The organism is Stenotrophomonas sp. WZN-1 (assembly GCF_002192255.1).
In the GTDB taxonomy this organism is placed as follows: domain Bacteria; phylum Pseudomonadota; class Gammaproteobacteria; order Xanthomonadales; family Xanthomonadaceae; genus Stenotrophomonas.
In genome coordinates this window covers 226,629-241,532 of sequence record NZ_CP021768.1, presented here as the reverse complement: position 1 = coordinate 241,532, position 14,904 = coordinate 226,629, and the positions used below count along the sequence as shown (strand labels likewise).

At 68.2% G+C, this 14,904-nt stretch carries 10 protein-coding genes; 5 read left to right on the top strand and 5 right to left on the bottom strand.

Annotated elements, in window-relative coordinates; translation table 11 throughout:
• Positions 1-144: 144 nt before the first annotated feature.
• Genes CCR98_RS01045 through CCR98_RS01035 form a run of 3 tightly spaced genes read left to right on the top strand, consistent with a single transcriptional unit; the run spans position 145 to position 4,938 of the window.
• The gene (locus tag CCR98_RS01045) at positions 145-1,308 is read left to right on the top strand and encodes an isovaleryl-CoA dehydrogenase (RefSeq protein WP_014035590.1); all 1,164 of its coding nucleotides are present in this window, start codon (positions 145-147) and stop codon (positions 1,306-1,308) included.
• 10 nt (positions 1,309-1,318) lie between these two features.
• Positions 1,319-2,929, top strand: a complete 1,611-nt coding sequence (locus tag CCR98_RS01040) for a carboxyl transferase domain-containing protein (RefSeq protein ID WP_087921178.1) — start codon at positions 1,319-1,321, stop codon at positions 2,927-2,929.
• 26 nt (positions 2,930-2,955) lie between these two features.
• Positions 2,956-4,938 (top strand): acetyl/propionyl/methylcrotonyl-CoA carboxylase subunit alpha, encoded by a 1,983-nt coding sequence (locus tag CCR98_RS01035; protein WP_087924117.1) that lies wholly within the window; start codon positions 2,956-2,958, stop codon positions 4,936-4,938.
• A 19-nt stretch (positions 4,939-4,957) separates the two neighbouring features.
• Here the strand turns inward: CCR98_RS01035 and CCR98_RS01030 are convergent, their stop codons facing one another.
• A complete protein-coding gene (locus tag CCR98_RS01030; protein ID WP_087921177.1) occupies positions 4,958-6,124 on the bottom strand; it encodes a putative peptide maturation dehydrogenase in 1,167 nt (388 codons plus the stop codon).
• 138 nt (positions 6,125-6,262) lie between these two features.
• Here CCR98_RS01030 and CCR98_RS01025 point away from each other — a divergent pair, with 138 nt between their 5' ends.
• Positions 6,263-6,559 (top strand): NHLP-related RiPP peptide, encoded by a 297-nt coding sequence (locus CCR98_RS01025; protein ID WP_087921176.1) that lies wholly within the window; start codon positions 6,263-6,265, stop codon positions 6,557-6,559.
• 7 nt (positions 6,560-6,566) lie between these two features.
• Here the strand turns inward: CCR98_RS01025 and CCR98_RS01020 are convergent, their stop codons facing one another.
• The 4 genes from CCR98_RS01020 to aceB form a co-directional block, all read right to left on the bottom strand.
• Positions 6,567-9,068, bottom strand: coding sequence for a putative peptide modification system cyclase (locus tag CCR98_RS01020; protein ID WP_087921175.1), 2,502 nt, complete (start codon positions 9,066-9,068; stop codon positions 6,567-6,569).
• 4 nt (positions 9,069-9,072) lie between these two features.
• Positions 9,073-10,113, bottom strand: coding sequence for a GGDEF domain-containing protein (locus CCR98_RS01015; RefSeq protein WP_087921174.1), 1,041 nt, complete (start codon positions 10,111-10,113; stop codon positions 9,073-9,075).
• 368 nt (positions 10,114-10,481) lie between these two features.
• Positions 10,482-11,783, bottom strand: a complete 1,302-nt coding sequence (aceA, locus tag CCR98_RS01010; protein ID WP_087921173.1) for an isocitrate lyase — start codon at positions 11,781-11,783, stop codon at positions 10,482-10,484.
• Positions 11,784-11,847: 64 nt separating this feature from the next.
• Entirely contained in the window at positions 11,848-13,473 is a 1,626-nt protein-coding gene (gene aceB, locus CCR98_RS01005; protein ID WP_087921172.1) for a malate synthase A, read from the bottom strand.
• Positions 13,474-13,583: 110 nt separating this feature from the next.
• Here aceB and CCR98_RS01000 point away from each other — a divergent pair, with 110 nt between their 5' ends.
• Complete coding sequence (locus CCR98_RS01000; protein WP_012509737.1) at positions 13,584-14,552, top strand: LysR family transcriptional regulator; 969 nt, start codon at positions 13,584-13,586, stop codon at positions 14,550-14,552.
• Positions 14,553-14,904 lie beyond the last annotated feature (352 nt).

Sequence of the window (14,904 nt, the reverse complement as noted above, 5' to 3'; positions counted from 1 at the left end):
TCAATTTTTGAATTCGTATTCACTTCTTACCCGAACCCCGCTACGCTGGGCCCATCGCCCGTGCGGGTGGCGGTCCTGTACACCGCCGCCCGCTCCCCCGCCGGGTGCGTCCATTTCCTGCCATCCCGCCGTGGAGCCACCACAATGCACGTGCCATCCCTGAACTTCGATCTTGGCGAAGACATCGACCTGCTGCGCCAGAGCGTGGCCCATTTTGCCGCCGCCGAGGTCGCCCCGCTGGCCGCCGAGGCCGATGCCAGCAACCAGTTCCCGCTGGCCCTGTGGCCGAAGCTGGGCGAGCAGGGCCTGCTCGGCCTCACCGTGGAAGAAGCATACGGCGGCACCGGCATGGGCTACCTGGCCCACGTGGTGGCGATGGAAGAAATTTCGCGTGCCTCCGGCGGCATCGGCCTGTCCTATGGCGCGCACTCCAACCTGTGCGTGAACCAGCTGCGCAAGAACGGCAACGAAGAACAGAAGCAGCGCTTCCTGCCCGGCCTGTGCAATGGCAGCCTGGTCGGCGCGCTGGCGATGAGCGAACCGGGTGCCGGTTCGGACGTGGTCTCGATGAAGCTGCGCGCCGACAAGCGCGGCGACCGCTACGTACTCAACGGCAACAAGATGTGGATCACCAACGGCCCGGACGCCGACGTGCTGGTGGTCTACGCCAAGACCGACATGGAAGCGGGTGCCAAGGGCATCACCGCGTTCCTGGTCGAGAAGGGCATGAAGGGCTTCTCCACTGCGCAGAAGCTGGACAAGCTGGGCATGCGCTCTTCGCCCACCTGCGAGCTGGTGTTCCAGGACTGCGAGATTCCCGAAGAGAACGTGCTGGGCCAGGTCGGCGGTGGCGTGCGCGTGCTGATGTCCGGCCTGGACTACGAACGCGTGGTGCTGTCCGGTGGCCCGCTGGGCCTGATGGCCGCGGCCATGGACGTGGTCATGCCCTATGTGCACGAGCGCCACCAGTTCGGCGAACCGATCGGCAGCTTCCAGCTGATCCAGGCCAAGATCGCAGACATGTACGTGGGCCTGGGCGCGTGCCGCGCCTATGTCTATGCCGTGGCGCGCGCCTGCGACCAGGGCCGCACCACCCGCCAGGACGCGGCGGGTGCGATCCTGTACGCCGCCGAGAAGGCCACCTGGCTGACCGGCCAGGCGATCCAGATCCTCGGTGGCAATGGCTACATCAACGAATACCCGACCGGCCGCTTGTGGCGCGATGCCAAGCTGTATGAAATCGGCGCCGGCACCTCGGAGATCCGCCGCATGCTGATCGGCCGCGAACTGTTCCAGCGCACCCTGTAAGGCCACCGCGATGACCGTCCTGAACAGCCAGCTGCAACCGGGCAGCGAAACGTTTGAAAGCAACCGCGCGGTGATGCAGGCCGTGGTCGATGACCTGCATGCCACCCTCGCCCGCACCGCGCTGGGCGGCAGCGACGCCGCGCGTGCCAAGCACACCGCACGCGGCAAGCTGCTGGTGCGCGACCGCATCGACGCCCTGCTCGACCCCGGCAGCGCCTTCCTGGAAATCGCGCCGCTGGCCGCGCATGGCATGTATGAAGACGCCGTGCCCGCCGCCGGCGTGGTAGCCGGCATCGGCCGGGTGAGCGGGGTGGAATGCGTGATCGTGGCCAACGACGCCACGGTCAAGGGCGGCACCTACTACCCGATGACGGTGAAGAAGCACCTGCGCGCGCAGGAGATCGCCGAACAGAACCACCTGCCGTGCATTTACCTGGTCGATTCCGGTGGCGCGTTCCTGCCACTGCAGGACGAAGTCTTCCCCGACCGCGACCATTTCGGCCGCATCTTCTACAACCAGGCCAACCTGTCGGCGCAGGGCATTCCGCAGATCGCCTGCGTGATGGGCAGCTGCACCGCCGGTGGCGCCTACGTGCCGGCGATGAGCGACGAGACCGTGATCGTGCGCGAGCAGGGCACCATCTTCCTCGGCGGCCCACCGCTGGTGAAGGCGGCGACCGGTGAAGTGGTGACGGCCGAGGAACTGGGCGGCGCCGATGTGCACACGCGCATTTCCGGCGTGGCCGACCACATGGCCGACAACGATCTGCAGGCCTTGGCACGGGTGCGCGCGATCATCGCCCAGCTGAACTGGCGCAAGCCGGAACCGGCGATGGCGGTGCAGCCCAGCGAGGAACCACTGCTGCCGGCGCACGACCTGTATGGCGTGATCCCGGCCGACACGCGCAAGCCCTACGACGTGCGCGAGGTCATCGCGCGACTGGTCGATGGCTCGCGCTTCGATGAGTTCAAGCCACGCTACGGCGCAACCCTGGTCACCGGCTTCGCCCATCTGAACGGCTACCCGATCGGCATCATCGCCAACAACGGCATCCTGTTCTCCGAGTCGGCGCTGAAGGGCGCGCACTTCATCGAGCTGTGCACCCAGCGCAACATCCCGCTGGTGTTCCTGCAGAACATCACCGGCTTCATGGTCGGCCGCAAGTACGAACAGGGCGGCATCGCCAAGGACGGGGCCAAGCTGGTGATGGCGGTGGCCTGCGCCAAGGTGCCCAAGTTCACCGTGGTGATCGGTGGTTCGTTCGGCGCCGGCAACTACGGCATGTGCGGCCGCGCCTACTCGCCGAACTTCCTGTGGATGTGGCCGAACGCACGCATCGGCGTGATGGGCGGCGAACAGGCCGCCAGCGTGCTGGCCACGGTCAAGCGCGATGGCATCGAAGCCAAGGGCGGCCAATGGCCGGCAGCGGAAGAGGATGCGTTCAAGGCGCCGATCCGCGAGCAGTTCGAACAGCAGGGCCATCCGTACTACGCCAGCGCGCGCCTGTGGGATGACGGTGTGATCGATCCGGCCGACACCCGCCGGGTGCTGGCCCTGGCGCTGTCGGCCAGCCTCAACGCCGCCCCGCAGCAGACGCGCTTCGGCGTGTTCCGCATGTAACCCGTGCCATGACCGAGCCTGTTGCCATGTTCACCAAAGTCCTGATCGCCAACCGCGGCGAGATCGCCTGCCGCGTCATCGCCACCTGCCGTCGCCTCGGCATCGCCACCGTGGCGGTGTATTCCGATGCCGACCGCAACGCACGCCACGTGCGCCTGGCCGACGAAGCCATCCACATCGGCCCGGCCGCCGCGCGTGAGAGCTACCTGCGCGGCGATGCCCTGCTCGACGCCGCACGCCTGACCGGCGCGCAGGCGATCCACCCCGGGTATGGCTTCCTGTCCGAGAATGCCGACTTCGCCGATGCCTGCGCCGCCGCCGGCATCACCTTCATCGGGCCGCCGGCCAGCGCCATCCGCGCGATGGGCGACAAGAGCGCGGCCAAGGCGCTGATGGCCAAGGCCGGTGTACCGCTGACGCCGGGCTACCACGGTGACCAGCAGGCGCCGGACTTCCTGCGCGCGCAGGCCGATGGCATCGGCTACCCGGTGCTGATCAAGGCCAGCGCCGGTGGCGGTGGCAAGGGCATGCGCAAGGTCGAGCGCAGCGAGGACTTCGTCGATGCGCTGGCCAGCTGCCAGCGCGAGGCGGCCTCGGCGTTCGGCAACGACCACGTGCTGGTCGAGAAGTACGTCGAGCGCCCGCGCCATATCGAGATCCAGGTGTTCGGCGACAGCCACGGTGAGGCGGTCTATCTGTTCGAGCGCGACTGCTCGGTGCAGCGCCGCCACCAGAAGGTACTGGAAGAAGCACCCGCACCGGGCATGAGTCCCGAACGTCGTGCTGCGATGGGCAAGGCCGCGGTCGACGCCGCGCGTGCGGTGGGCTACGTCGGTGCCGGCACGGTGGAGTTCATCGCCGGCCCGGATGGCGATTTCTACTTCATGGAAATGAATACCCGCCTGCAGGTCGAGCACCCGGTGACCGAATACATCACCGGCACCGACCTGGTGGAGTGGCAGCTGCGCGTGGCCTCGGGCCTGCCGCTGCCGTTGCGCCAGGACCAGCTGGCCATCCACGGTCACGCCATCGAAGCGCGCCTGTACGCCGAAGATGCCGACCGTGGCTTCCTGCCCTCCACCGGCACCCTGCGCCGCCTGCGCCTGCCGATCCCGTCGGCCCATGTGCGCGTGGATACCGGCGTCGAGGAAGGCGACAGCATCACGCCGTACTACGATCCGATGATCGCCAAGCTGATCGTCTGGGACGTGGACCGCGACGCCGCGCTGCGCCGCATGAGCCAGGCCCTGGCCGACTGCCAGGTGGTGGGCGTGACCACCAATGCCGGCTTCCTGCGCCGGCTGGTGAACACCGATTCGTTCGCGCATGCCAGGCTGGATACCGCGCTGATCGAACGCGAACAGGCCGCGTTGAGTGCGGTGGGCGACAGCGACGACGCGCTGTGGCTGCTGGCCGCGGTGGCCGCTGTGGCCAGCACCGCGCACGCCGGCAGCGATGCGCACGACCCGCATTCGCCGTGGCAGGCACAGGATGGCTGGCGGCTCGGCGCGTCCGCGCCGCGCGTGTTGCCGCTGCAGCAGGGCGAACGCAGGCACACGCTGAAGGTATGGGCGCAGGCCGATGGCTGGCGCGTGCAGTGCGATGACGCAGCACCGATGCTGGTGATCGGCACGGCCGATGTGCACGGCCTGACGGTGCAGCTGGGCGAGCGCCGCTGGTCGCTGCAGCTGCTGCGCGACGGTGACCAGCTGTACCTGTTCGGCGCCGACGGCCAGCACCGCTTCACCCTGCACGATCCGGTGGGTGAATCGGACCACGCCGTGGCCGACGCCGGCAGCCTGCTGGCGCCGATGCCGGGCAGGATCGTGGCCACGCTGGTCGCGGCCGGCACCGAGGTCAAGCGCGGTACGCCGCTGGTGGTGCTGGAGGCAATGAAGATGGAGCACACCCTGCAGGCGCCGGCCGATGGCACGGTCAAGGGCTACCGCGCCAAGGCCGGTGACCAGGTCGGCGATGGTGCGGTGCTGGTGGACTTCGAAGCGGCGTGAACGCCGGGGCGGCGGCCGCTCAGCGGTCGTCGCCCACCGTCACCCGACCAGCGGGATCGAATTCGGCCGTGTCCAGCGTGGCACTGCGCCAGCCCAGGCCACAGATGGCCATCGCGCTCTGGCCGATGCCATCGAATCCGAAGGCACGATCGACATCAGCGTCGTTGATGGCTGCGGTGACGAAGGCCGCCAGGCCGCGCTCGGTCGCGCACAGGTACAGCAGCTGCGAGATGTGGCCGACATCCAGCGTCACCGCACGGTGCGCCTTGGCGTGGTTGCGGTACTTCCAGAAGCAGCGGTCATAGCGCGGCGCCAGCACCAGCAGCGCCGGCGCATCGGCGAACCACGCCTGCCCGGACAGCATCCGCCGCGCCAGCGCCGGCAGTGCCTGCGACGGTGGCGAGGGCAGCGGCAGCACCGCGTGCTGCACCGGGTGGTAGTGGTACAGGCCCGGTACCAGTCCTTCCACGTTCTGCACCAGCAGGAAGCCCTCGGTGGGATGCAGGCCGCCACCGGAAGGCACGTTCTTCTTCAGGAACTCGGTATCGCGCTCGACCTTCTGCACCGCGTGGGCCATCAGCGTGCGCTGCAGCACCTGGGCCAGCAGCGGCAGCGGCAGCGCGCGTTCCGGGTCGAAATTGCGGCAGGTGGTGCGACGCGCCAGCAGTGCATCGAACGCGGCCTCTTCGCTGCGCGGCAGCGGCTGGTAGTCGCCCCGCATGGGCTGCACCACCGGCGGTGGCGGCCCCAGGCGCTGGCGCAGGCCGGCAGCGGTGTCCAACCCCTGCCGACGCATGTCCTCCACGCTGTCCACGGCCTGCCAGCGCGCATGGCGATGGGCCAGCGCGGCCAGCGGCCACCACTGGCTGCGGCGTAGCGCCTCGTCGCGCATCTGGTGCCCCGCCTCGCTCGGCGGGTCGGTCAGCAGCAGGCCCTGCTCGACCAGGCGGGCCAGCATGGCCGGAGAGGCATCGGCGGGCGGTTCGCTCCAGCGGTGCGCGCTGAGTTCGCCCAGCAGCTGGCGCTCCTCGGCATCCACCGGCAGCGGCTGGTCCAGATGGGCGGCCAGCGCCACCCAGCTGATCTGGCTGTCCATCTCGGCATGGCCGGCCAGCATCGCGCGCAGGTCCAGGGTGACCGCCTCGCGGGGCTCGAACATCAGGCTGGCGCAGCGGCGCAGGCGCATGGGTTTCCTTCCTTCTGCCGCACAACCGGCATAGCAGCAACGACCGCAGCGCGGCCAACTTTAGCGACGTGCAACGCGCGGCCCTCAATGGCAGGCTGTCGCGGCCGATACGAGAAACTCCACCTACGGACGATCCCCATGAGCACCCATCCCCGCCTTTCCGCCGCAGACGCCAGCACCCTGCTGGACCACCTGATCGGCAGCGAAGAATTCCGCAGCCACTTCACCGCTGCGCCGGCCAGGGCCCTGGCCTCGATCGGCCTGGACGCTGCCATCGGCGAGAACGACTGCATGAAGATCGGCACCCTGGCCTCGGTCGAGGAACTGAGCCAGGTGCGTGACGGGCTGCAGGCCCACCTATCCGGGTCGGTGGCGGCCATGACCGTGGTGTTCTGCTTCGAAGCCGGCAAGGTCGGCGAGCGCATCGACGGCTGACCCGCCATCAGGGCGCGCCGGCCGTGGCCGGCGTAGCCCACGTGGCGACGTCATACACGTTCAGCGGTTGCCACACCTGCAGAGCAGTGACCTCGGCAATGGCCTGGCCGCGATGCTGGGCCAGCCACGCCTGCTGACGACGCACGGCGGCTTCATCGCCCTGCGCGCGCAGCGCGAGCAGCAGCACGACGTGCGCCTGCACCGGCTCGCTGCCATCGAGCATCGGCTCGATCAGGGTACGGGCAGCCTCGGGCCGCTGCATCTGCAGCTCATCCATGGCGCTTACGATGCGCAACCAGCGGTCCGCGACCGGGCTGCGCAGGCCGCCCAGCAGGGGCCGCTGCTCGTCCAGCCAACGCCTGGCCAGTTCGAACTGGCCCTGGCGCTGGGCCAGGTGGACCAGCGCCAGCCACTGCAGGCCACGGGCATGCAGCATGGGATCATCGCGCTCCTGCAGCATCGGCTGCAGCAGCGCCGCAATGGCCTGCAGCTCGGCACCGTCAGCACTCGGGCACAGAGCCGCCACGCTGGCGTGCTGCAGGCGCTGCTGTACCTGGAGGTCGATCAGCGTCGGCGCCGGTGCATCTTCGCGTATCGCCCGCTGCATCGCCGCGCAGTCGCGCTGCGCGGCCGCCAGCAGCAGCTGTGCACGCAGCTTCATCCGCTGCTGCAGGGCATCGCTGGCGTGGATCTGCGGCAACAGCTTTGCTGCCTTGGCGTACTGTCCCTGCGCCACCAGCACATCCACGCCGGTCTCATCGGCGTCATCACGGCCGCGCAGGATCTGCGCCTGGGCCAACGTTTCGGCGGCACGCTGCGGTTGGTTGGCAGCAATCTGTATCCGCACCAGATGGACCAGCGGATACAGGCGCAAGGGGTCCTGCGGCACTGCGGCCGCTCGCGCATAGGGCTCGGCCTCGCTGAACTGGTTGGCCTGCAGCAGGTACCAGGACGTGTTGGACAGCCCCGCGAACGAATCCGGGTAGACCTTGGCCAGCGTGCGCCATTGCTCCAGCGCCCAGCCGCCCGGCTCCAGCTCGGCCATCCAGGCCTTCAGGTACAGCCGCTCGCGTGGTGGCAGGCGATCCTGCAGGTCCAGCGCATGCTGCATGGCTTCGCGCGCACGCCGCCCTTCCTCGACGCGCGCATGCAGCTTGGCCACGCCCATGTAGGCCAGGGCAAAGCCAGGATCGATATCGATCGCAGCCTGGTAGAGGTTGCGTGCCTCCTCGAAGCGACGCTGGCCCAGTGCACTCTCGGCCAGGGCGAATGCACGCAGTGCGCGCAGGTCCTGGGTCGATGCCCGCGGCAACGGCAACGACTGTTCCAGGCTTGCCACCGACTCGCCCAGTCCACGCCGCAGGCGCCCGACCACATCGTCCACCGCGAACACCATCTGATCGGATCGATCCGCGGTGGCAGTGAACGTCTGGATCACCTGCCCGCTGCCCGGCGCAGCAACATCGATGGCCAGCTCATAGCCACCGATCTTCTGCCGCACGGTCGGCAACAGCACGGCGCGCGCGCCTTCGCGCACCGCCACGTCGACGGCGGTATCGCGGTTCAACCGGGTATCGCCCGAGAGCCGCGCCATCTCCAGGCTTTCGCGGATCTTGCCCTCCGACAGCACGTTCACGTAGCGCGACTGCTCCAGCGCGATGCGGATCGCGTGCCGCATCGAGTCATCGAAGATCGGATCGCCGGTGAGGTTGTCGACATCGCCGAGCACCACCCAGTCGCGCTCAGCGAACGCAATCGCCGGTTCCGGCCGCAGCAGCAGCCAGCCGCCGAGCATCGCCACCGCCAGCACCAGGCCTTCGGCGGCCAGCACCAGCGGCTGCCGCCACAGCGGCAGGTCGCGGCGCGCCTTGGCATTGGCGCGCGGCATGCGCAACGGTGCCGAACCGATCTCGCCCACTTCGATCACTTCCTGCACTACCGGCACGCCCTTGAAGCGCCAGCGCCCGTGCGACTTCCACAGCAGGCGCGTGCCGCGCTCGCCCAGTGCATCGGTGGCACGGCGGGTCAGTGATTCGGCTACCGCCGACAGCAGGATCTGGCCGGGGCGGGCCAGCATCATCAGGCGCGCCGCCATCGGCTTGGCCAGGCCCTCCACTTCCATCGACTTGGCGCCTGCGCGCACCGCCTCGGGGCTGTTGTCCCAGGTCAGCACGTCGCCCACGTGCAGGCCGGCGCGCGCGCGCAGCTCAATCGCGCGCTGCTGGCCCAGCGCGTGCAGCTCACGCTGGTAGTCCAGGGCGAAGCCCAGTGCATCGATGGTGCGCTCGAACAGCATGAACAGGCCGTCGGAGCGATCGATCAGCTGGCCATTCCAGCGGTGCTGCAGCACCAGCACCAGGCGGTCGTGCTCCTGGAACAGGCTCGCCGCCGCCACGTCACCGATCCGCTCGACCAGCTGCAGCGAATCACACAGATCGGTGAACAGCAGGGCGCGTAGCTGTGGGCTATGCGGGGCTGACGTTCCGTTGTCGCCATTCATCGCCTGCATCTCCCTATTGGTCGTCCGGATCATCCACCCAGCGCAGGCAGTTGCCGCCGTCACGCTTGGCCTGGTACAGCGCCCGGTCGGCGCTGGCATACCACTCGCTCCAGTCCGCGTCGGCGGCCAGCAGGCTGGCTCCGATGCTGACCAGGCTTACATGCGGCGTGCCGTGGCTGCGCTCGAGCAGGCCGTGCACCGCGCTGAGGATGAACTCGGCAGCGTGCTGCACGATCTCGTGGTTGCCACGGCGCAGGATCAGGCAGAACTCATCGCCGCCGAGCCGGCAGGCCAGGTCCTGCTCGCCGGCCATCGAGCGCAGGATGTTGCCCATGCTCTGCAGCACGCGGTCGCCGGCCTGGTGGCCGTGGCGGTCGTTGATCTGCTTGAAGCGGTCGCAGTCGATCAGCAGCAGCGCCTGCGGCGGTCCCTCGGCATGTTCGCGGCACTCCTGCAGGTACAGGGTGAGGCCACGGCGGTTGTGCAGCCCGGTCAGTTCATCGGTACGCACCAGCTCGCGGGTGTGGGTCAACTGGTGGGTGGTGATGTACAGGTTGTCCAGCGCGGTTTCCAGATCGTGGTTGCGCCGGCGCAGCTGTCTGATCAGTGCCTGTTCGTTGGTCAGCACGCGCATGATCGTGCGGCGCAGGAAGTAGGCCACCAGGCCGGGATCGGATTCGACCAGCCGGTGGAAATCGGCCGGGCCCAGCTCCAGCACATCGCAGTCGACCAGCGCGCGCGCGCTGGCGCTGCGCAGGTGATCGCCGACCAGCAGGCCCAGTTCGCCGAAGAACTCGTGCTGCCCGAGCGTCTTGATCACCAGGTCCTCGCCGAAGTCCAGTTCGATCTGGCCTTCGAGGATCACATACATGCGCTCGCCGCGGTGGCCGCGCTGGAACAGCCACTGCCCGGCACGGAGCTTGCATGCGCGGGCGAATCTGGCGAACAATGCCACCTCGGCATCGGACAACAGAGCGTGCACGATCTCGGCCATCGCCACCCGGGCGATACCTGTCGTCACATCACTGTTCTCGGCCGCACCCCTGCCGGTCATTCCCTGCACCCGCCGCCAGCGTCCCCTGGTGAGCCGCGGAGCATAGCACCGCTTTAAAGTGTGCGCCCTATCTCATTTTGAGCCTTCAACCGATCTTGATTGATGTGAAGATCGGTGGTGGCCCATTCTGGTCACCGGTGTCCGGGCAAAACTCCTGCTGGATCAATCCGATGCCGGGTTTCACAGGGTTCCGGCCAAGTTGCCGGGACCAGGGGTGCGCCTGATTGACGCTGCCCGCGCGCTGCACCCTTGCATCGATACAACAACGCCGGCAGGTCCCCCGACCGGCCGGCGTTGTCTGGCCCTTCCCTGGCCACCCTGATCGCTCTGAGGCCCGGTGGTGCCGGCCGCTGGCCGGCACTACCGCATCACGCCGCGCGTTCGCTGCGGCCGCCGTGGAACTGCTCTTCCTCGGTCGAGCCGGTCAGCGCGGTGGTCGACGACTGGCCCTGCTGGATCGCCTGGGTCACGGCGTCGAAGTAGCCGGTACCGACCTCGCGCTGGTGCTTGACTGCAGTGAAGCCGCGCTCGGCCGCTTCGAACTCGGCTTCCTGCAATTCCACGAACGCGCTCATCTGGCGGCGTGCGTAGCCGTGGGCCAGGTTGAACATGCCGTAGTTCAAGGCGTGGAAACCGGCCAGCGTGATGAACTGGAACTTGTAGCCGTAGCTGCCCAGTTCGCGCTGGAACTTGGCAATGGTGGCGTCGTCCAGGTTCTTCTTCCAGTTGAAGCTGGGCGAGCAGTTGTAGGCCAGCAGCTTGCCCGGGAACTTCGCATGGATCGCCTCGGCGAATTTCCGAGCGAATTCCAGGTCCGGCTTGCCGGTTTCGCACCACACCAGGTCGGCGTAGGGCGCGTAGGCCAGGCCACGGCTGATCGCCTGGTCCAGGCCATTGCGGGTCTTGTAGAAGCCCTCGACAGTGCGCTCGCCGGTGGTGAACGGCCGGTCATTGCCGTCGATGTCGCTGGTCAGCAGATCCGCGGCTTCGGCATCGGTACGCGCCACCAGCAGGGTCGGCACGCCCAGCACGTCGGCGGCCAGGCGCGCGGCGTTGAGCTTCTCGATCGCCTCGCGGGTCGGCACCAGCACCTTGCCACCCATGTGGCCACACTTCTTCACCGAAGCCAGCTGGTCTTCGAAGTGCACGCCAGCGGCACCGGCTTCGATCATCGCCTTCATCAGTTCGAACGCATTGAGCACGCCGCCGAAACCGGCCTCCGCATCGGCGACGATCGGCTGCAGGAAATCGATCTCGTCCTTGCCTTCGGCGTGGTGCAGCTGGTCGGCGCGCAGCAGCGTGTTGTTGATGCGCTTGACCACCGCCGGCACCGAATCGGCCGGGTACAGCGACTGGTCCGGATACATCTGGCCGGCCAGGTTGGCGTCGGCCGCCACCTGCCAGCCGGACAGGTAGATCGCCTTCAGGCCCGCCTTGACCTGCTGCATGGCCTGGTTGCCGGTCAATGCACCCAGCGCGTTGACGAACTCGCGCTCATGCAGTGACGCCCACAGCTTCTCCGCCCCCAGGCGGGCCAGCGAATGCTCGATGTGGACGGTGCCGCGCAGGCGCACCACGTCGGCGGCGCTGTAGTTGCGCTGGATGCCTTCCCAACGCGGGTTGGTATCCCAGTCGTGCTGGATCTGTTCGGCAGTGGGCAGCTTGCTCATGTCTTTCTCCAGTTCGGTTCGTGCGTGCAGCGGGGAGGGAAACGGCGGGTTTGCGGGCAGTCGGTCAGTCGATGCGCGCGTAGGCCGGCAAGGTCAGGAAATCGGTCAGTTCATTGCTGCGGCTCAGTTCGCCGAGCAGGGCGATGGCCTCGCCGATGCGCGCGCCACCGGGCAGCGCGGCAGTGTCACCCAGCCGTGCGGGCAGCTGCGCCAGCGTGGTATCCAGCAGGGCCAGGTCGATGGCGGTGCCGTCGTCCAGCTGCTGGCCCGGCGTATGCAGCCACTGCCACAGCTGGCTGCGGCTGATCTCGGCGGTGGCCGCATCCTCCATCAGGTGATGGATCGGCACGCAGCCGTTGCCATCCAGCCACGCCGCCAGGTAGCGCACGCAGACTTCCACGTTGCCTTCGAAACCGGCGCGGGTGATGGTGCCCGGCGGCCGCGCAATCAGTTCGTCGCGGCCGACGCGCACATCCTGGCGCAGCACGCTGTGCTGGTTCGCACCGGGCATGTGCTCGTCGAAGATCGCCATCGCCACCGGAATCAGCGCCGGGTGCGCGACCCAGGTACCGTCGTGGCCAGCGCTGACTTCACGCAGCTTGTCGGCGCGCACGCGGGCCATCGCCTGCTCGTTGGCGGCGGCATCGTTGTTGATCGGAATCTGCGCGGCCATGCCGCCCATCGCATGCGCTCCGCGGCGATGGCAGGTCTGGATCAGCAGCTCCGAATACGCCTTCAGGAACGGCTGGGTCATGGTCACCTGGCCGCGCTCGGGCAGCACGCGGTCGGCGTGGCGGCGGAAGGTCTTCAGGTACGAGAAAATGTAATCCCAGCGGCCGCAGTTCAGGCCGACGATGCGGTCACGCAGCGCATGCAGGATCTCGTCCATCTCGAACACTGCCGGCAACGTTTCGATCAGCACGGTCACCTTGATCTGGCCGTGCGGCAGGCCGAGCATGCCTTCGATGTGCGACAGCGCGGTCTCCCACAGCGCCGCTTCTTCCATGCTCTGCAGCTTGGGCAGGTAGAAGTACGGGCCACGATCCTTCGCCTGCAGGGTGCGGGCGTTGTGGAAGGCGAACACCGCCGCGTCGAACAAGCCGCCTGCGATGAACTGGCCATCGATGCGCACGTGCTTCTCGTCCAGGTGCCAGCCACGCGGTCGCACGATCAGCACCGCCTGCTCGTCGTACGGGCGCAGGGCGTAGTGCTTTCCATTGGGTGCGGTGTATTCGAGATCGCCACGCACCGCGGCGGCCAGCGACTGCTGCCCGGCCAGCAGGTTGCGCCAGGTCGGCGAGGTCGAATCCTCGAAGTCGGCCATGAACACCTTGGCGCCGGAGTTCAGCGCGTTGATGACCATCTTGGGGTCGGTCGGGCCGGTGATCTCGACGCGGCGGTCCTGCAGCGCGGCCGGCAGCGGCGCAACGCGCCAGTCGCCGCTGCGGATCGCGGTGGTGTCCGTGCGGAAGTCCGGCAGGCCGCCCTGGTCGAAGAACGCCTGGCGCTCGCGGCGCGCCTGCAGCCGTGCCTGCCGGCCCGGTTCCACCGCGCGGTGCAGCGACACCAGCAGGGCCAGCAGCGGCGCCGGCAGCAGGGTGTCCTGGCCGGCCACGCGGGTCGCCAGGGCGATACCGGGGGTGGCCTTGCTGGCGGCGGTGGTGGGAACAGCGGAAGCGACGGCGGACATGGGGAGACTCCAGCGGTGGGGGAACGCCTCCACGGTGCCGCTGGGTCCGAGTATTTGGCAAAACAGTTTTTGCAATGTTCTACATAAATTGTGCTAATACTTGTGACGCGATGACCACACGCCCCCCGCCAAGTCCGCGTTTTTCCTACAAATCCGACCGGCTGAAGCCGCTGCGCGCGTTCTGCCAGACCGTGCGCCTGGGCTCGGTCTCACGGGCGGCTGAGGCACTTTTCGTCAGCCAGCCGGCGATCAGCCTGCAGTTGCAGGCGCTGGAACGCGAGCTGGGGGTGCCGTTGTTCGAGCGCAGTGGGCGGCGCCTGGTGCCCAGCCGCGAAGGCCAGCTGCTGTACGAAATGGCACAGCCGCTGGTGGAGAACCTGGATGGGCTGGAGGCGCGTTTCCGCGACAAGGTGCGCGGCCTGGATGCGGGCGAGCTGAACATCGCCGCCAACAGCTCGACCATCCTGTACCTGCTGCCGAAGATCGTCGAACGCTTCCGCCTGCACCACCCGGACGTGCGCCTGACCCTGCACAACGCAATCAGCGCCGACGGCACCGACCTGCTGCGCGAGGACGCCGCCGACCTGGCGATCGGTTCGATGACCGATGTGCCAGCCGACCTCAGCTACGCCCCGGCCTACCGCTTCGAGCAGGTGCTGATCGCGCCGCACGACCATCCGCTGGCCAGCGGTGGCGAGCTGGAACTGGCCGACATCGCACGCTATCCACTGGTGTTGCCGCCGAAGCGGCAGATCACCTACCGCCTGGTCGACCAGGTGTTCCAGCGCCACCGCATCGCCTACACCGTGGCGCTGGAGGTGGGCGGCTGGGAGGTGATCAAGCAGTACGTGGCGATGGGCATGGGCATTTCCATCGTGCCGGCGCTGTGCCTGAACGAGGCCGATCGCGAGCGGTTGGCGGCGCGGTCGATGAAGCGCTGGTTCCCGGAACGCAGTTATGGGGTGATCGTGCGGCGGGGCAAGGCGCTGTCGGCGCAGGCGCGGGCGTTCATCGAGCTGATCCAGCCGGAGTTGTTCAGTCCGCGCGATTACGACCAGAGCGGGCATTCCGAGCGGTGAGGGGTGTTCGGCAGGGCTGCGCCCTGCACCTGCCGAAGCCGAAGCAACGTCAACGTCAACGTCAAAAGCGGGCATTCCGTGGGATGGCGGGGGGGATCCGGTTGCGGGGGGACGCTGCAAGTCCCCCTCCGGGGCCCGGCCCAACCGCTGGCGGCTGTGCGTTCGGGCGCTTGCGAAGCGGTGCTTCGCAAGCAAAGCGCCCTCACCCATGTAAGCTCGGTCGCCGCTTGCTCGTGTGCGCTGTCCTGCGCACACGGCAAGACCGGGGTTGGGCGTCTTGCCCAACCCGCCCGAGGCATGCCTCGGGCCCATGCGGCTCACGCCCCCGCAACCGGACCCACCCCGCCTTCGA